A 17,637-nucleotide genomic window follows, 5' to 3' on the forward strand; every position below is an offset into this window, starting at 1 on the left:
CTTTTTCTCAATTCCATGGAGTATTACATGAGTGATGTAAGGCATTGCCCTCTTTTGATTTTAGGCTCAGGTCCAGCTGGCTACACAGCCGCCGTTTACGCTGCGCGCGCTAATTTACACCCGGTAATGATCACCGGTATGCAGCAAGGTGGCCAGTTAACCACCACGACCGAAGTTGAAAACTGGCCGGGTGATGCGGACGACCTGACAGGTCCCCTGCTGATGGAGCGCATGCAGAAACACGCGGAGAAATTTGATACCGAGATTATCTTCGATCATATTGATGAAGTGGATTTATCCAATCGCCCATTTAAATTAAAAGGCAGCAGCGGTGAATACAGCTGTGATGCACTGATTATCGCAACGGGTGCTTCAGCTCAATACCTTGGCCTGGAGTCAGAAACCGCGTTTATGGGTAAAGGCATTTCCGCCTGTGCGACCTGTGATGGTTTCTTTTATCGTAACCAGAAAGTTGCGGTCGTGGGTGGTGGTAACACCGCAGTAGAAGAAGCGCTATACCTGTCGAATATTGCCTCTGAAGTTCATTTAATTCATCGTCGTGATACGTTCCGTAGTGAGAAAATCCTTACCCAACGTTTAATGGACAAAGTGGAAAACGGCAATATTGTATTGCACCTTGACCGCACGTTAGACGAAGTCTTAGGTGATGACATGGGCGTTACAGGACTGCGCTTACAGGATACTAAATCCGATGCAACGGAAGAAATCGACGTTGCCGGTTGTTTTATCGCTATCGGTCACAAGCCGAATACGGGAATATTCGAAGGCCAGCTAGAAATGAAAGACGGCTATTTAAAAATTCACTCGGGTACCGAAGGCAATGCAACCCAAACCAGTGTTGAAGGCGTTTATGCTGCCGGCGATGTGGCTGATCATATCTACCGTCAGGCAATTACTTCTGCCGGTTCCGGTTGTATGGCGGCATTAGATGCTGAGCGTTATCTGGATGCTCTGGCCGCTAAAAAGTAAGGTCATTCCCTGAATGCAACAGATTCTGCACCGTCTAACTTTACAGGATCTGTCGTTCCCGCCGACTGAGCAAGCACTATCTGAACCTAACGGTTTGCTCGCCGTCGGCGGAGACTTATCCCCTCCCCGCATTATCAATGCTTATACCAATGGTATTTTTCCCTGGTTTTCAGAAGGTGATCCGATTCTTTGGTGGAGCCCCGATCCCAGAGCCGTGCTACCCCTCGATAAGCTGCGTATTAATCGTTCACTGACGAAGTTTCTGAAGAAATCGCCTTATCAGGTCACCTTAAACAAAGCATTTAATCAGGTGATCGAATTATGTGCCGATGCGCCATTTCGCCAGGAAGACACCTGGATTTTGCCATCAATGATGCAGGCATATCAGCAATTACACCAGCAGGGCTTTGCGCATTCGATTGAGGTCTGGCAGGACAATTACCTTGTCGGTGGTTTATACGGCATTTGTATTGGCGGCTTTTTTAGCGGCGAATCTATGTTTTATCGGGCCGAAAATGCATCAAAAGTTGCGTTAGTGGCATTACGTAACCACCTGTTAAGCGAGCATGTTGATTTTATTGACTGTCAAATCCAAAACCCATTTTTACAATCGATGGGCGCTATCGAAATTTCTCGCCAGGCGTTTTCCCAGGCTCAGGCTCGGGCCACCCAGCGTCAATTTAACGATCAGTTTTGGCAACCACAAGCTCTGCATCTCGATTATTGAGCGACTATTCTTTATAGTAAGCAAAGGTAGTTGTGTTTGATTTATCCGGGTTAATTGTTGATGAGTGAGCAAAAAAAATACTTTCAGTTTGGCCTTACCCAGCACTTTGCCTGCAACTATTTACCTGAAAAAAAAGAACGTTTGATGGTGGTTATGAATCATGAACTACTGTCCAATGAAAACTACCAACGGTTGTTAGAAGCAGGGTTTCGACGCAGCGGTAACCAGGTTTACCGGCCCCATTGTAAAAACTGTGATGCCTGTGAGTCGCTTCGAGTTCCAGTACAGGAATTTGCTCCCACTCGCAGTCAAAAGCGGGTTTTAAAAATAAACCAGGACATCGAAATACAGATTAGCTCGCTGGAAAAACCCACCTACTACCCACTATACAAACGCTATATCAACGCCATTCACCAGGACGGTGGCATGTATCCTGCGAACCGGGAACAATACAATAACTTCATTTTCAGCAAGAACATTTCTCAGTTATTCATCGAACTGTATTTGGAACAGAAACTTGTCAGCGTCGCGGTAACCGACAACCTTCCCAATGCGCTTTCAGCGCTTTACACTTTCTATGATCCCGACCTGCCAAAGCGTTCCCTGGGTATTTTATCAATTCTCAGCCAGATTAAGGTCGCTCAACAATTACAAAAAAACTTTCTTTATCTGGGCTACCAAATCGACGACTGCAGTAAAATGAACTATAAGAGTAGATATTTTCCACATCAGCGTTTACAGGGTGAGCGTTGGCAACGAACAAATAAATAGCGCATTGACTTTACAAATTGCTCGCTTTTCGGCATGATCTGCGCAGCAATTTTATTATGCAAAATTTTAGAGGATTAACGCTTAGATGGCGAAAGAAGAAAATATTGAAATGCAAGGTACGGTATTAGATACGTTGCCGAATACCATGTTTCGTGTTGAATTAGAAAATGGTCACGTTGTAACTGCACACATCTCAGGAAAAATGCGTAAGAACTACATCCGTATTTTGACTGGTGACAAGGTTACCGTTGAATTGACCCCTTACGACTTATCTAAAGGTCGCATTATTTTCCGCGCCAGATAATCTGTTAACTCCAACGAGTTGAAAAAGCAAAAACCTCGCAATGCGAGGTTTTTTTTGTGGTTGAAACTTAAGTCTTCTTACTGCTTACGACACCAGTTCCGTTTTTTCTTCAAAACTGAACACCAGTTTATCCGCCTTCTTATCAACATCGACCTTGGCGACACCGCCTTGCATCAACTCACCAAACAGCAGTTCGTTAGCAAGAGGTTTCTTCAGTTGTTCCTGGATTAAACGGGCCATCGGTCTGGCTCCCATGGCCTTATCATAGCCATGCTCTGCCAACCAGGCTCGCGCTTTCTTAGACAATTCCAGTGAGACACCTTTATGATCCAACTGCGCCTGCAACTCGACAATAAACTTGTCCACCACCTGCTCAATAACTTCGGTTTGCAGATGATTAAACCAGATAATTGAATCCAACCGATTGCGAAACTCTGGTGAAAATACCCGATTAATTTCCGACATCGCATCAAAACTATGATCTTGCTGCTGGAAACCAATAGATTGTCGAGTCGTTTCACGTACGCCGGCATTCGTGGTTAACACCAGGATCACATTGCGAAAATCAGCCTTGCGGCCATTGTTATCAGTGAGTGTGCCGTGGTCCATTACCTGCAACAGGATATTGTAGATATCGGTGTGCGCTTTCTCTATCTCATCCAGCAGTACGACCGAGTGCGGATGTTTAATCACCGCATCCGTTAATAAACCGCCTTGCTCGTAACCAACATAACCCGGAGGTGCACCGATCAGGCGACTAACCGCATGCTTCTCCATATACTCTGACATATCAAAGCGCAATAACTCGACACCGAGTATTTTTGCCAGCTGATTCGTGACTTCGGTCTTCCCTACCCCGGTAGGCCCGGAAAACAGGAATGAACCAACCGGTTTGTCTTCATTTCCAAGACCCGCTCGATTTAATCGGATGACCGAGGTTAATCCATCGATTGCTTCGTCCTGGCCAAATACCACCATTTTTAAATTGCGGTCGATATTCATCAGGTTGTCTTTTTCCGTAGAAGACACAGATTTTTCTGGAATTCGGGCTATTGCAGCCACGATAGCTTCAATCTCGCCGATCCCGATAGTTTTCTTACGTTTTTTCGCTTCTAACAGTTGCTGTTTGGCACCTGCTTCATCGATCACATCGATGGCTTTATCAGGAAGGAACCTGTCATTGATGTACTTGGCAGATAATTCTGCGGCCGCTTTCAAGGCTTTATTTGAATATTTCACGTTATGATGTTTCTCATAACGCTCTTTCAGGCCCTGCAGAATTTTCGTAGTTTCATCTATCGATGGCTCATTAATATCAATCTTCTGGAATCGACGGGCAAGCGCACGATCCTTTTCAAAGATGGTTTTAAACTCCTGGTAGGTCGTAGACCCCATGCATCGTAATTTACCCGCAGAAAGCAATGGTTTAATCAGGTTAGAGGCATCCATCATGCCACCAGAGGCTGCACCGGCACCGATAATGGTGTGAATTTCATCGATAAACAATATCGCATGTGGATCTTTTTCAAGCTCTTTTAACAAGGCTTTGAAACGTTTTTCAAAATCCCCTCGATATTTGGTTCCCGCCAGCAAAGCGCCCATATCAAGTGAGTAGATGGTCGCGTCCAGCAAGACCTCAGGAGCTTTCTCTTCAACAATTAATTTTGCCAGGCCTTCGGCAATGGCGGTTTTACCAACCCCAGCCTCACCAACAAACAATGGGTTGTTCTTGCGACGTCGACTTAACACCTGAACGGTACGCTCCAGCTCCCGGGCGCGACCAATCATTGGGTCAATCTGTCCAAGCTGTGCCGCCTTGTTTAAGTTATCAGCATAGGCATCGACGGTTTTGTTTTCCTCTTCGACACTAATCCCGTCATCGTGCTCCAGGGTCGGTTCAATGGCCTGGTTTTTCGCAATGCCATGAGAAATATAATTAACGATATCTAACCGGGTGATATCCGATTTTTTCAGGAAATAGGCGGCCTGGGATTCTTGCTCACTAAAAATAGCCACCAAAACATTGGCACCATTTACTTCGGTTTTACCTGAAGACTGAACGTGGAACACAGCACGTTGCAAGACCCGTTGAAACCCTAACGTTGGCTGAGTTTCCTTGTCTTCATCGCCTTCCTGAATAACGGGTGTGGTTTCAGCGATAAAGGTATTGAGCTCAAGCCTGAGCTTTTCGAGATCGCCGCCACAGGCTTTTATGGCTTCAATCGCCTCCGGGTTTTCCAATAAAGCAAGCAATAGATGTTCGACCGTCATAAATTCATGGCGAGAGTCTTTGGCTTGACGGAAAGCCAGGTTTAAGGAGATTTCTAGTTCTTTATTTAACATTTACGTCTTGCTCCATACTTTGGGGGAATACTACACCTTTTCCATGGTACACATCAGTGGATGTTCATGCTTACGGGCAAACCGACAAACTTGATCAACTTTCGTCTCAGCAACTTCGGCGGTAAACACTCCACAACTTGCTTTACCCTTATAATGTATTGTTAGCATAATTTGCGTCGCTTGGTCAGTATCCATATTAAAAAATTTACTTAACACTTCAACTACGAAGTCCATCGGTGTGTAATCATCATTTAAAATAATCACCCGATACATAGACGGACGCTTTATTTTCTGTCGTTCAAGCTCTTCAACTACATTATCTGTACCGATAAGTTCTTTAGCTTTACTCATATAAAATATTTTAGCTCTTACTGCGTTAAAAATAATCAAGATTTAAAAAATCAAAAAAACCAACTATTTATCTTGACTAATTTTTCTATTAATCTAAATTTTTAATTGTGGCTATTTTTTAGTCACACCCCTACCAGTAATTTACTGATAGAAATACTTTAATGATCATGTGAGATCGATTCAAACAAAAATACCAATGTTTAAGAAGGAAGTGGAAGTATGGCTAATGGTACAGTGAAATGGTTCAATAACGCCAAAGGTTTTGGTTTTATTCGTCCTGAATCCGGCGGTGAAGATATCTTCGCACACTACTCAACAATTCAAATGGACGGCTACCGTACCCTAAAAGCTGGCCAAAGTGTCGACTACGAGCTCAATGAAGGGCCAAAAGGTCATCACGCGGCAAGTATTCGCCCTCTCGATATGGAAGGCGACCAACAATAGTCCGGCTTTTTTCAGAGATTTACAGCAAGAGAGCACCCCTCTCTTTGCTGGGTCCTGAACTCGCTCTGAATGACATCTTGTTCCCCATAATTGCGTAATAATGCGTAAATATTGAGGAATCGGAATCGCATCACAGGACAGAGTAAGTTTTCTCTGTTTAGCGGCCAATGATGCCGCCCCTTCTTCGCTCGCTATCTCCAGTGAGTACAGCTTTTGCTGTTCAATCCACCGAAGATAAAGCCTTAAGCCGTAAGCTATAAGCCGTAAGTAGTGGGCTTTGACCTTATAACTTTACAGCCATACAACTTTATAGCTTTTATAGCTTCCTTTCTCTAAAAGGCGTTCTTGGTTCAATCGCCTCTAAAAAAGATATAAGGGCTGATTTAGACAATTACAAGGTAGCGCTTTGCCAATATCCCCCATTTCCGTTTACAGGATAAAGATTATCCTGAAACAAAAAGGCCCGCAATTAAGCGGGCCTTATTATCAGTCGGTATTAAGACTATTAGCGCAATGAATCGATAGTTTCGTTCAGTGTTGCGCTTGGACGCATCGCTTTAGCAGCCAGTTCACTATCTGGCTGGTAATAACCGTGAACATCAACCGTTACACCTTGCGCTGAATTAAGTTCTTCAACGATTTTCGCTTCCTGAGACGTCAGCTTTTCAGCAACAGGCGCGAAAATAGCCTTTAATTCCGCATCCTTATCCTGCGATGCCAACTCTTGTGCCCAGTACATAGCCAGGTAAAAATGACTGCCTCGGTTATCAATCTGGCCTACTTTACGAGCCGGAGACTTATTCTCGGCCAGGAAAGTGGCAGTTGCAGCATCCAACGTGTCTGCCAATACCTGCGCTTTAGGGTTGTTGGCATGATTGCTTAAATGCTCAAGCGATGCCGCCAGTGCCAGGAACTCACCCAGTGAATCCCAACGCAGGTAATTTTCTTTTTCAAACTGTTGCACGTGCTTAGGAGCAGAACCACCAGCACCAGTTTCAAACAGGCCGCCACCGTTCATCAGAGGAACGATTGATAGCATTTTTGCACTGGTACCCAGTTCTAAAATTGGGAACAGGTCGGTTAGGTAATCACGTAAGACGTTACCGGTAACTGAAATCGTATCCTTACCTTCCTTGATACGTTGTAACGAGAATCGAGTCGCTTCAACCGGAGACATGATACGAATATCCAGGCCTTCTGTGTTGTGCTGTGGCAAATACTCATTCACTTTTTTGATCAGTTGTGCATCGTGAGCACGTTCTGGGTTTAACCAGAATACCGCTGGGGTATCAGAAGCGCGAGAACGGTTAACCGCAAGTTTCACCCAATCCTGAATTGGTGCATCTTTTACCTGGCACATACGCCAGATATCACCAGCTTCTACCTGGTGTTGCATCAATACATTGCCGTTGCCATCAACGACACGCATTGTACCGTTCGCTTTTACTTCAAAGGTTTTGTCATGAGAACCGTATTCTTCGGCTTTTTGAGCCATCAGACCAACGTTCGGCACACTACCCATGGTTGTCGGGTCAAACGCGCCATGCTCTTTACAAAACTCAATCGTTTCTTGATAAACGCCTGAGTAACAACGATCAGGAATGACAGCAATGGTGTCTTGTAACTGGTCATTTTTATTCCACATTTTACCCGACGAACGAATCATAGCTGGCATAGAAGCGTCGATGATCACGTCGCTTGGCACGTGCAGGTTAGTAATACCTTTGTCAGAGTTAACCATCGCCAGGTCTGGTGCATCAGTATATACCGCATCCAGTGCGCCAAGAATCTCGTCTCTTAATGCAGGCTCTAACTGTTCAACTTTTGCGTACACATCGCCGATACCATTGTTAACATTGACACCAAGCTTCTCAAATACGTCCTGGTATTTAGCAAATACGTCTTTGTAAAATACCGAAACACAGTGACCAAAAATGATAGGGTCAGAGACTTTCATCATTGTCGCTTTCATGTGCAGGGAGAATAATACGCCTTGCTCTTTAGCGGCTTGGATCTGCTGGGCTAAAAACGCACGAAGCTTGTTTTTGCTCATGAAAGAAGAATCGATGATTTCGCCTTTCTGTAACGCCAGATCAGATTTTAAGACTTCAACATCACCAGACTCGGACACAAATTCAATGTTAACGGATGTCGCTTCATCGATAGTGACAGACTGTTCACTCGCGAAAAAGTCACCTTCATCCATGCTGGCTACACAAGATTTAGAATCGGCTGACCATGCACCCATCGAGTGTGGATTGTTTTTTGCGTATTGCTTAACTGAACCAGGAGCACGGCGGTCCGAATTACCTTCACGAAGAACCGGGTTTACCGCACTGCCCAGTACTTTCGCATATTTAGCACGAATTTCCTGCTCATCAGCGGTCTTTGGCTCAGCCGGAAAATCAGGCAACGCGTAACCTTTATTCTGTAATTCTTTAATCGCTGCCTGCAACTGTGGAATCGATGCACTGATATTTGGCAGTTTGATAATGTTTGCTTCCGGTGTTTTTGCCAGATCGCCGAGCTCTGCCAAAGCATCACCAATTTGTTGTTCTGGTTTCAGGTACTCCGGAAAGTTAGCGATAATACGGCCAGCTAAAGAAATGTCTTTGGTAGTCACATCAACGCCAGCGGTACCGGCATATGCCTGCACGATTGGTAAAAATGAATGAGTTGCCAACGCAGGCGCTTCATCGGTAATAGTGTAGATAATTTTGGAATTCTCGGAAGTCATACCATATCCTTTGTTTGTACGCCCTGTATATGGCGCCGCTTTAAATTTATTGGGTTTGTTAACTTCGTGTTTTGGCTGACGCTTTCGAGCAAGCGTTAACCCTGGTGCATCTACCCAAGGTTTTAATGGGTAAACTCTGCAAGTGGTTCAGAGAACCAGCAATTGCCGTTAACAATATTAAGTGACCCTTTATTATTCGCCATTCGACCTTATTCATCCTGCAGCTAACCACCAAATTGATGATCGGGCTTAATAATCTGCTCTGCCTCGTTTAAGTGGAAAACAGCCGACAGATTTATGGTCAAAAATGACGAGCGCGCGTCAGTATAGCAGTATGAATTTAATTAACCTAGTCCCAAGGTAAAACCCAATTTGAATAAGTTACAACGCTTTTTCGAGATGATTTTGATACCATAAGCCAATACCTTTACCTAAGTTGAACGCGCAACAGGCAATGATGGAAAAGCAACGCCCTAAAAACCGAGAAAAAGCCAGACGCCCTAAGTTGACGGGCTCTTCGAAAAGATATTTGGCAAAGAAAACCTCTGCAGTCTCCAACTCGACCAGGCGCGCAGCGAGTCCTGATAAGCTTCGCCGTAATAAGCCTAAACCAGAACGACCTATACTGGTACTGTTCAATAAACCTTACGATGTTTTAACTCAGTTTAGCGATGATCAGCAGCGCTCAACACTGAAGGATTTTATCCCGATCAAGGATATTTATGCTGCTGGCCGTCTCGACAAAGACTCAGAAGGCCTTCTGGTGCTAACCAATGATGGTGAATTACAGCATAAACTGGCCAATCCAAAGTTCAAAAAAGCCAAAACCTATTGGGTACAGGTAGAAGGTGATGTCAGTGCCCAAGCCATTGAGCAATTGAGTAAAGGCGTTGAATTAAAAGATGGCCCGACGAGACCGGCAAAGGTAGAACGCATTGAGCAGCCGCAAATCTGGCAGCGCAGTACGCCAATTCGAGATCGAAAAAACATCCCTACGACCTGGTTGCAAATTACCATTACCGAAGGTCGAAACCGCCAGGTAAGACGGATGACGGCTCATGTTGGTTATCCTACATTACGCCTGGTCCGCGTTTCGATGGGACCTTATTCACTGGCACAGATAGCGCCATTAACAACAATACAGCCAGGCCAGTATTTACAAATTGAGTTAGACCCGACGGGTAACACAAAATAGAGGATGCCAACTTTGGATGACCATCATTTACAATTTAAACCTAATACAACCGTAGCCGCCATCGTTCATCATAAAGGGAAATTTCTTATGGTTGAAGAATGGCAGGATCAACAATGGGTCTATAACCAGCCTGCAGGACATATTGAAGCAAATGAAACCATTATTGAAGGGTTAGAACGAGAGCTTAAAGAAGAAACCGGGTTACAGTTAACCGCTCAGGCATTAAGCGGCATCTATTATTTTCACTTACCCAGATCCAATCTGTTCTATCTGCGCTTTTGCTTTATTGTCGAACTGGATGCGTGGTTAGAAACGCAACCAGAAGACAACGAAATCAATCGCGCTGTCTGGATGAGTTACGAAGAAATCGTAAATAAATCCGCGCAATTACGAAGTCCAATCGTGCTTGCTGCCATCAAAGACTATTTAGACGGCAATAAATATCCACTATCCATTTTAAAATCCTATCTTTAATAATGCGTTGAACGCTATTTCATGATAAAATTCGCGCCATTTTTTAACTGGCTGGGAATTAAAGTCCTTGAGTACAACAGCAAACCGTGATTTAAAAGTTATCGTCGGCATGTCCGGCGGCGTTGATTCTTCTGTTTCCGCTTACCTCTTGAAGCAACAAGGCTATCAGGTGGAAGGTCTGTTTATGAAAAACTGGGAAGAAGACGACGATGACGAATATTGTGCAGCAGCAGAAGATCTGAAAGATGCACAGGCGGTTTGTGAAAAATTAGGGATAGAACTTCATACCATCAATTTTGCTGCCGAATACTGGGATAATGTATTCGAGTACTTTCTTGAAGAATACAAAGCCGGTCGCACCCCAAACCCTGACATTATGTGCAATAAAGAAATCAAATTTAAAGCATTTCTGGAATTTGCCTGCGAAGACCTGGGTGCTGATTTCATCGCAACCGGACATTATGTGCAACGCCGTGATAGCAATGGTAAATATCAGTTGCTTCGGGGTCTGGATAACAACAAAGATCAAAGCTACTTTTTATATACACTAAGCCACCAGCAAGTCGCACAAACGCTGTTCCCTGTCGGTCACCTGGAAAAACCTGAAGTGCGGGCCATTGCCGAGCGTGAAGGGTTGATTACTCACAATAAAAAGGACTCTACGGGGATTTGCTTTATTGGTGAGCGCAAATTTAAAGATTTCCTGGGGCGTTATTTACCCGCTCAGCCAGGCGATATCGAAAATTGTGAAGGTCAGGTCATTGGTGAACATGATGGTCTTATGTATCACACCCTGGGTCAACGCAAAGGCCTGAGAATTGGTGGTCTGAAAGACGCTGGTGATGAGCCATGGTACGTCGTTGAAAAGGATATGAAACGCAACGTATTAATCGTTGGCCAGGGTCATAACCACCCTCGCCTGTTTTCAAAAGGCCTGATCGCCGATCAATTGCATTGGGTTGATCGAGTTGAGCCAGCATTAAATGAAGCTTTTCGTTGTACGGTTAAAACCCGTTACCGTCAACAGGATGTGGCTTGTACGGTAACTCGAATTAACGATAAGGACTACGAAGTGATGTTTGATGAGCAACAAAGCTCGGTAACACCAGGCCAGTCCGTTGTTTTTTATCAGGATGAGGTATGTCTTGGTGGTGGAATCATTGATACGCTCATTCGCGATTTTGATTCACTAAACTAAGGCACGAGCCCATTGCTTTAATGGTTGTTAGTAAAAACCCAATAAATCATAACAATTAAGCCGTAGGTATATGAGAGAACAAACCTTAACATTCGCTGCAATTTGCCAGGCTGCTGCCATGGTTCAGGGCATTGCTCGCAAAAATCAACTGGACGACTCCCTGTTTGATTTAATGTTGAACTCCATTGTAAACACCAATCCGAAAGATACACTGGACGTTTATGGATCCGATATTGCGCACCTGAAAACCGGGTTACAGCTGATTGTCACTCAACTGGGCGATAATACTGTAAATAAAGATCCGGAAATTACCCGGTATATTGTCAGTCTTCTTAATCTCGAACGTCGCCTGCAAGGCAAGAAAAAGCATATGACCAGTCTTGGTGAGCGTATCGATCAGTGCCAGCGTCAGTTAACTCACTTTGAATTGAACAGCGATAATATGATTGCCAATTTCGCCAGCGTCTACAGTGATATCATCAGCCCGCTGGCAACCCCGATTCAGATTGCGGGCGAACCCGGGATTTTAAAACAAGTCGGCAATCAGAACCGCATTCGCGCCCTGCTTCTTGCAGGAATACGCGCCGCTGTGTTGTGGCGACAAATGGGTGGTAAACGCCGAGTCATTTTATTTCGCAGACGCCAGGTAGTGGCGCAAGCGCAAGAATTATTAAAGTCTATACATTAATTAGGAATCAGATATGGAACTTTCAAGCATCAGTGCTATTTCTCCGGTAGATGGTCGTTATGGCAGTAAAGTTAAGGCCTTGCGCCCAATCTTTAGTGAATTCGGACTAATAAAGTACCGAGTTACCGTCGAAGTGCGTTGGTTACAAAAACTGGCTGCTACCGCTGAGATTGCTGAAGTACCGGCATTTTCTGCCGACGCAAACGCTGTTTTAGATGCTATCGTTGCGAATTTCAGCGAAGAAGATGCCGCTCGCGTGAAAACTATCGAGGCAACAACAAACCACGATGTGAAAGCAGTCGAATATTTTCTTAAGGAAAAAGTTGCGGACAACGCTGAGCTAAATGCGGTTTCTGAATTCATTCACTTTGCCTGTACTTCAGAAGATATCAACAACCTGTCGCATGCGCTGATGCTAAAAGAGTGTCGTGAACTGGTTTTATTACCGGTGATGGATGAAATCCTTACTGAAATTAAAAACCTGGCAGTAGAATACAAAACGATTCCTATGATGTGCCGTACCCACGGTCAACCAGCTAGCCCAAGCACAATGGGTAAGGAAATGGCTAACGTTTATGTTCGCCTGAAGCGCCAGCGTGATCAAATTGCTGCGGTTGAATTCCTCGGTAAAATCAATGGCGCTGTCGGTAATTACAATGCGCACCTTTCAGCCTACCCGGAACTGAACTGGCACGGGTTTTCTGAGAGTTTCGTGACTTCACTTGGTATTACCTGGAACGCATTCACCACACAAATTGAGCCGCATGACTATATCGCAGAACTGTTCGATGCGGTTGCCCGATTTAATACCATCTTAATTGATTTCGATCGTGATATCTGGGGTTATATCGCTCTTGGTCACTTCAAACAAAAGACCGTCGCCGGTGAAATTGGTTCCTCGACTATGCCACATAAAGTCAACCCAATTGACTTTGAAAACTCTGAAGGAAACCTGGGGATCGCTAACGCATTATTTTCTCACCTTGCACAGAAACTTCCAGTCTCCCGTTGGCAGCGCGACTTAACCGACTCTACCGTTTTGCGTAACTTAGGTGTTGGTTTTGCTCATTCATTGATTTCCTATCAGGCTACCTTAAAAGGCATCAGCAAATTGCAGGTAAACGAGCAGAGCCTGTTGGATGAATTAGATTCTAACTGGGAAGTACTGGCAGAGCCTGTACAAACGGTAATGCGTCGCTACGGCATCGAAAAGCCATACGAGAAACTCAAAGAGTTAACCCGTGGCAAGCGTGTTGACGGTGACTCTATGCGAGCATTTATCGAAAACCTGGAATTACCGCAGTCTGCAAAAGATGAATTGATTGCGATGACACCAGCAAGCTACATTGGTCGCGCAGTAAGCTTTATCGACGAACTTTAAGCTCGAAAAAGCGCTATAGAGCTGTAAGCTGTAAGGCTTTAAGGCTGTAAGCGGTAAGGCTGTATAGCGGTAAGGCGATAAAGTAACTTACGTTACGGCTATAGGGCTCTATCGCCTTCAAGCGTTAATATAGGGAGGAGACAACATAACTCCTCCCTATATGCATACACATCTGACTCCGCTTAGCACCTTAAAAGTGCACCTCGCTAGCAGAGAATTCACAACTTTCCTCCTCCTAAATTTGGGCAAATATTTCAAGCGAACCGACCGGGCGCTGTTGCACAACCATTAGCATTAACCAAAAACGCTGTAGAGCTGTAGAGCTGTAGAGCCTTACCGCCTTAAAGCCTTAAAGCGATATCGAGCTAAAGTTGCCTGATTTTTTCCGTATTGACGTGTATCCTATAACCATTAGATTGATAAATTTGCTGTAAAACCATGATCATAGACTGGAAAGATCTCTCCCCTGAATTATTTCTTGAACAATACTGGCAGAAAAAGCCTTTGCTTATCAAAGGTGCCTTTGCAAACTTTATAGACCCGGTAGCGCCTGATGAACTCGCCGGTCTTGCCATGGAAGACATGATTGAATCTCGCATTGTCCAACATCGGGATAATAAATGGCATGTCGACCATGGTCCTTTCGACGATTTTGAGTCATACGGAGATAACCAGTGGACGTTATTGGTCCAGGCGGTAAACCACTGGTTTGAAGACGTTGACTCACTGATAAGCCCATTCCGGTTCATCCCCAACTGGCGAATTGATGATGTAATGGTAAGTTTTTCGACACCTGGAGGTGGTGTTGGTGCTCATGTCGATCAATATGACGTTTTTATCATCCAGGGAAGCGGCAAACGACAATGGCGAGTCGGTAAACCCGATTCAACGCTGCAGACCCTCGTACCTCACCCGGATTTAAAGCAGGTGTCTGCATTTGAAAGCTGTATTGATGTCACAACAGAAGCCGGTGACCTGCTCTATATCCCACCGCATCACCCGCACGATGGCATCGCCATTGATAATGCGATGAACTATTCGGTGGGATTCCAGGCGCCAAACCCTCAAGAGTTGATTGGTGGACTTGCCGATTACATGTTAGATGAAGACATTTATGCAAAGCGCATCGACGATAGTCAGCGTCTGGCAACCAGTCAACCTGAGTTATTCAGCGATCGCGATTTACAATTGTTAAAACAGCAAATGCAAAACGTGCTTGATAATGACGATGTTATGGAAAACTTTCTCGGTCAGCTATTAACGTCTGTGCACCACGCACTGGATGTTGGATTACCGGAACAACCAATCAGCATAGAGGAAATTCCTGACATCATCGAACAAATCATCGAAGATGATGGCGCATTGGAACCGGTGCTGGGCTTTAAAACCTTACTGATCGAGCAACGTAAATTATTTATTAATGGCGAACGATTTACCATTTATGAAGATACACTCGATCTGGCCCTCGCACTCGCCAACAAACAGCACCTTAATTCCGAATTGCTGAAAAGCGCACTAAGCAATTTGAAAAACCTGGAGCTGTTAACTAGGGTTATAAATATAGGACTTTGGCAGTTAGCTTGAGGTGAGTAGTGCGCTACAAAGTGAATATTGTTCGTTGGCAGCAAGCCGAGCGACAGTTGAAATCTGTTCGTGAGAAAGTGTTTTGCTGTGAACGGCGAATCCCCTACGATATCGAATTCGACCAGCAAGACCGAAAAGCCCACCATGTTCTGGTGGTGGATGAAGAAACCCAGGAACCCATAGCGACCGGAAGAATCACCAACAGTGGTGAGATTTCTCGTATTGCTGTGGTCATTTCACAACGGAAAAGTCCGGTGGGTAAAGAAGTCATTCAGGCGCTGCTGAAAATAGCCAGAAAAAACCAGCTAAATGAAGTTTATATTAATTCAGATTTAGATGCGGTTAGCTATTTCGCCAGTCATAACTTCCGCCCGGTTGGTGCGGTATTTATGGAAGCGGGTATACCCAGGCAACGAATGTCCTGTCCCCTTCGCGAAGTTGACTTCAAGCGCTTCTATTTAAGTCACTAAACATTGATAAGCGAAGGCGACACCTTATTGCTGTGCAAGGGCTGTCGCCTGTTCGCTTTCAAGCGCTTAACAATACGGCTAAGCGCTGACACGAAATACCACAGATTAACTAGCGTTCGTCGTCCACAGTTTTTCGTTATCAAACATTTGGTATAGGCCTTCTGCGCGACTGACTAATAAATTTGCAAATTCAACCTGAGTATTATCAGCCGCATTAGCCATCAGGTTTTGTGCCTGAAGTTGCCACTTCATCGAAAAATTTCTTAATGCTTCACGACCATCAACAGCGTTTGCCACCGGGATATGATCGGCAGGCAAATCACCGCTAATTACCCAATAGCTTTGCTTATCCATCGCCTGCAGTTTCCATACAGCCACAAGTGGCGCAACATAACGACTTTCTTCCGTAGCAACTGATTCAACAACCAGTCCTTTTTCAGCCATGTACTTGGTTGCTTTCTGATATTGTTCTCTTACCCATGCACTACGGTTTTCTTCGGTCATTTGCTCAGGTTTTTTATTGTCTGAATCACTCATTTGATGCCTCATAGTGAAAAATTTTTCGCCCATACTCGCCGATAATCTTCTCAAACTCAAGTAGAAAATAAGCAAATCGGTTGTAGTATTTAATGAACAGAATAAAAAAAAGAAATTAGCGCTTTTTATGGCCTGTGGCGCATTTAAATGATAAGGTTCGCGAAATTTTTAAGCGCTATAATTGCCAGCACAATTCGGGCTTGCAATTACCCTGTCAATCACCCTGTATTGAACAACAAAATGGAGAAAGGTGTGGCTCTTTTTGAACTTGTCGACTTCGACTACCACGAACAGGTTGTTTATTGCTCCGACGAACAAACCGGTTTAAAAGCAATCATTGCCGTGCATAACACAAACTTAGGCCCTGCAGCCGGTGGTTGCCGCTTTTGGGACTATGCAAATGAAGATGAAGCGTTGAAAGACGTATTACGTTTATCGAAAGGCATGACTTATAAAAATGCCATGGCCGGCCTGCACCTTGGTGGCGGTAAAGCGGTTATAATCGGTAATCCAAAATCGCTAAAATCAGAAGAATTGTTTAAAGCCTTTGGCCGCGCGGTTAATAATTTGGGTGGTCGATATTACACTGCTGAAGATGTGAATATTACGACTGCCGACATGGCTATCGTCAACCAGGAAACTGAGTTTGTTTCCGGGCTTGAAGGTAAAAGTGGCAACCCTGGACCATTCACAGCTTTGGGTACTTTCTTAGGCATTAAAGCAGCGGTTAAGTTTAAGTTAGGCAAAGACGATTTAAACGGCATTCGCGTTGCCGTGCAGGGCCTGGGCAGTGTTGGTTATTCACTTTGTGAGAAATTAGTCGCCGCCGGTGCTGAGTTGGTTGTTACTGATATCAACCCAGAAGCGCTTGAACGCGCGCACCAGGAGTTGAATGCCAAAGTCGTTGGTCTTGATGAAATTTATAGCCAGGACGTTGATGTTTATGCCCCTTGTGCACTGGGTGCGACCATTAATGATGAAACCCTATCACAGCTGAAAGCAGTCATTATTGCCGGTTGTGCAAACAATCAACTAGCGGAAGCCAGACACGATCAAGCGGTTAAAGACAAAGGTATTCTATATGCGCCTGATTATGTCATTAATGCCGGTGGTATCATCAACGTTGCCCTGGAAATTGGTGACGAGCCATACTGTGCCGATAAAGCGACTGCCTTGGTTGAAGATATCTACAATACGCTAATGGATGTATTTACCAAAGCCGCTGAACAAGGCCTGCCTACGGGTCAGGTTGCCGATCAAATGGCCCGTGACATTATTGCTAACGGTCATAAATAATCCTGGCCCGGCAACCAGGCTTTAATATCATTTCAGATTAAAGATATCATGGGTAGCTGCTAAAGTCGGCTACCCTAATATTCCCCCCATTAACACCAAAGCCAACTTTGACTGCATTAGTGCTAGAGTACCTAAGAGCGATATTGC

General features: G+C 44.6%; 17 protein-coding genes. 13 read left to right on the forward strand and 4 right to left on the reverse strand.

What is annotated here, in order from left to right:
• Window positions 1-27: 27 nt before the first annotated feature.
• From trxB to infA, 4 genes are all read left to right on the forward strand, one after another.
• Window positions 28-990 (forward strand): thioredoxin-disulfide reductase, encoded by a 963-nt coding sequence (gene trxB / locus E8M12_RS14045; RefSeq protein WP_136736899.1) that lies wholly within the window; start codon window positions 28-30, stop codon window positions 988-990.
• 13 nt (window positions 991-1,003) lie between these two features.
• Window positions 1,004-1,717 (forward strand): leucyl/phenylalanyl-tRNA--protein transferase, encoded by a 714-nt coding sequence (gene aat / locus E8M12_RS14050; protein ID WP_136736900.1) that lies wholly within the window; start codon window positions 1,004-1,006, stop codon window positions 1,715-1,717.
• Window positions 1,718-1,777: 60 nt separating this feature from the next.
• A complete protein-coding gene (locus tag E8M12_RS14055) occupies window positions 1,778-2,488 on the forward strand; it encodes an arginyltransferase (protein WP_136736901.1) in 711 nt (236 codons plus the stop codon).
• Window positions 2,489-2,573: 85 nt separating this feature from the next.
• A complete protein-coding gene (gene infA, locus E8M12_RS14060; protein ID WP_011043571.1) occupies window positions 2,574-2,792 on the forward strand; it encodes a translation initiation factor IF-1 in 219 nt (72 codons plus the stop codon).
• An 84-nt stretch (window positions 2,793-2,876) separates the two neighbouring features.
• On the opposite strand, the gene clpA is transcribed toward infA, so the two are convergent.
• A complete protein-coding gene (gene clpA, locus E8M12_RS14065; RefSeq protein ID WP_136736902.1) occupies window positions 2,877-5,135 on the reverse strand; it encodes an ATP-dependent Clp protease ATP-binding subunit ClpA in 2,259 nt (752 codons plus the stop codon).
• 30 nt (window positions 5,136-5,165) lie between these two features.
• On the reverse strand, window positions 5,166-5,486 hold the full coding sequence (clpS, locus tag E8M12_RS14070; RefSeq protein ID WP_136736903.1) for an ATP-dependent Clp protease adapter ClpS: 321 nt from the start codon (window positions 5,484-5,486) through the stop codon (window positions 5,166-5,168).
• 219 nt (window positions 5,487-5,705) lie between these two features.
• On the opposite strand from clpS, the gene cspD reads away from it, so the two are divergent.
• Complete coding sequence (gene cspD / locus E8M12_RS14075; protein WP_136736904.1) at window positions 5,706-5,930, forward strand: cold shock domain-containing protein CspD; 225 nt, start codon at window positions 5,706-5,708, stop codon at window positions 5,928-5,930.
• A 505-nt stretch (window positions 5,931-6,435) separates the two neighbouring features.
• Here cspD and E8M12_RS14080 read toward each other — a convergent pair.
• Window positions 6,436-8,667, reverse strand: coding sequence for an NADP-dependent isocitrate dehydrogenase (locus tag E8M12_RS14080; RefSeq protein ID WP_136736905.1), 2,232 nt, complete (start codon window positions 8,665-8,667; stop codon window positions 6,436-6,438).
• Between the two features lie 454 nt (window positions 8,668-9,121).
• Here E8M12_RS14080 and E8M12_RS14085 point away from each other — a divergent pair, with 454 nt between their 5' ends.
• From E8M12_RS14085 to E8M12_RS14115, 7 genes are all read left to right on the forward strand, one after another.
• Window positions 9,122-9,862, forward strand: a complete 741-nt coding sequence (locus E8M12_RS14085) for a pseudouridine synthase (protein WP_246034157.1) — start codon at window positions 9,122-9,124, stop codon at window positions 9,860-9,862.
• A gap of 3 nt (window positions 9,863-9,865) precedes the next feature.
• The gene (locus E8M12_RS14090) at window positions 9,866-10,336 is read left to right on the forward strand and encodes an NUDIX hydrolase (RefSeq protein WP_136736906.1); all 471 of its coding nucleotides are present in this window, start codon (window positions 9,866-9,868) and stop codon (window positions 10,334-10,336) included.
• A 67-nt stretch (window positions 10,337-10,403) separates the two neighbouring features.
• Window positions 10,404-11,534, forward strand: a complete 1,131-nt coding sequence (gene mnmA / locus E8M12_RS14095; RefSeq protein ID WP_281277726.1) for a tRNA 2-thiouridine(34) synthase MnmA — start codon at window positions 10,404-10,406, stop codon at window positions 11,532-11,534.
• Window positions 11,535-11,604: 70 nt separating this feature from the next.
• A complete protein-coding gene (gene hflD, locus E8M12_RS14100) occupies window positions 11,605-12,222 on the forward strand; it encodes a high frequency lysogenization protein HflD (RefSeq protein ID WP_136736907.1) in 618 nt (205 codons plus the stop codon).
• Window positions 12,223-12,235: 13 nt separating this feature from the next.
• A complete protein-coding gene (gene purB / locus E8M12_RS14105; protein ID WP_136736908.1) occupies window positions 12,236-13,603 on the forward strand; it encodes an adenylosuccinate lyase in 1,368 nt (455 codons plus the stop codon).
• A gap of 438 nt (window positions 13,604-14,041) precedes the next feature.
• Entirely contained in the window at window positions 14,042-15,187 is a 1,146-nt protein-coding gene (locus E8M12_RS14110; RefSeq protein WP_136736909.1) for a cupin domain-containing protein, read from the forward strand.
• 8 nt (window positions 15,188-15,195) lie between these two features.
• The gene (locus E8M12_RS14115) at window positions 15,196-15,657 is read left to right on the forward strand and encodes a GNAT family N-acetyltransferase (protein ID WP_136736910.1); all 462 of its coding nucleotides are present in this window, start codon (window positions 15,196-15,198) and stop codon (window positions 15,655-15,657) included.
• Between the two features lie 105 nt (window positions 15,658-15,762).
• On the opposite strand, the gene E8M12_RS14120 is transcribed toward E8M12_RS14115, so the two are convergent.
• Window positions 15,763-16,194 carry a DUF4826 family protein gene (locus tag E8M12_RS14120; RefSeq protein WP_136736911.1) on the reverse strand — a complete coding sequence of 144 codons (432 nt, stop codon included), beginning with the start codon at window positions 16,192-16,194 and terminating at the stop codon, window positions 15,763-15,765.
• A gap of 252 nt (window positions 16,195-16,446) precedes the next feature.
• Between E8M12_RS14120 and E8M12_RS14125 the strand changes: the two genes are divergently transcribed.
• Window positions 16,447-17,490, forward strand: a complete 1,044-nt coding sequence (locus E8M12_RS14125; RefSeq protein WP_136736912.1) for a Glu/Leu/Phe/Val family dehydrogenase — start codon at window positions 16,447-16,449, stop codon at window positions 17,488-17,490.
• Window positions 17,491-17,637 lie beyond the last annotated feature (147 nt).

It is taken from the genome of Thalassotalea mangrovi (genome assembly GCF_005116735.1).
Lineage (GTDB): Bacteria > Pseudomonadota > Gammaproteobacteria > Enterobacterales > Alteromonadaceae > Thalassotalea_A > Thalassotalea_A mangrovi.

Bases quoted from the DNA above. Each gene is read 5' to 3' on its own strand.
- trxB (WP_136736899.1), top strand. From the start codon at position 28: ATGAGTGATGTAAGGCATTGCCCTCTTTTGATTTTAGGCTCAGGTCCA.
- aat (WP_136736900.1), top strand. From the start codon at position 1,004: ATGCAACAGATTCTGCACCGTCTAACTTTACAGGATCTGTCGTTCCCG.
- E8M12_RS14055 (WP_136736901.1), top strand. From the start codon at position 1,778: ATGAGTGAGCAAAAAAAATACTTTCAGTTTGGCCTTACCCAGCACTTT.
- infA (WP_011043571.1), top strand. From the start codon at position 2,574: ATGGCGAAAGAAGAAAATATTGAAATGCAAGGTACGGTATTAGATACG.
- clpA (WP_136736902.1), bottom strand. From the start codon at position 5,135: ATGTTAAATAAAGAACTAGAAATCTCCTTAAACCTGGCTTTCCGTCAA.
- clpS (WP_136736903.1), bottom strand. From the start codon at position 5,486: ATGAGTAAAGCTAAAGAACTTATCGGTACAGATAATGTAGTTGAAGAG.
- cspD (WP_136736904.1), top strand. From the start codon at position 5,706: ATGGCTAATGGTACAGTGAAATGGTTCAATAACGCCAAAGGTTTTGGT.
- E8M12_RS14080 (WP_136736905.1), bottom strand. From the start codon at position 8,667: ATGACTTCCGAGAATTCCAAAATTATCTACACTATTACCGATGAAGCG.
- E8M12_RS14085 (WP_246034157.1), top strand. From the start codon at position 9,122: ATGATGGAAAAGCAACGCCCTAAAAACCGAGAAAAAGCCAGACGCCCT.
- E8M12_RS14090 (WP_136736906.1), top strand. From the start codon at position 9,866: ATGCCAACTTTGGATGACCATCATTTACAATTTAAACCTAATACAACC.
- hflD (WP_136736907.1), top strand. From the start codon at position 11,605: ATGAGAGAACAAACCTTAACATTCGCTGCAATTTGCCAGGCTGCTGCC.
- purB (WP_136736908.1), top strand. From the start codon at position 12,236: ATGGAACTTTCAAGCATCAGTGCTATTTCTCCGGTAGATGGTCGTTAT.
- E8M12_RS14110 (WP_136736909.1), top strand. From the start codon at position 14,042: ATGATCATAGACTGGAAAGATCTCTCCCCTGAATTATTTCTTGAACAA.
- E8M12_RS14120 (WP_136736911.1), bottom strand. From the start codon at position 16,194: ATGAGTGATTCAGACAATAAAAAACCTGAGCAAATGACCGAAGAAAAC.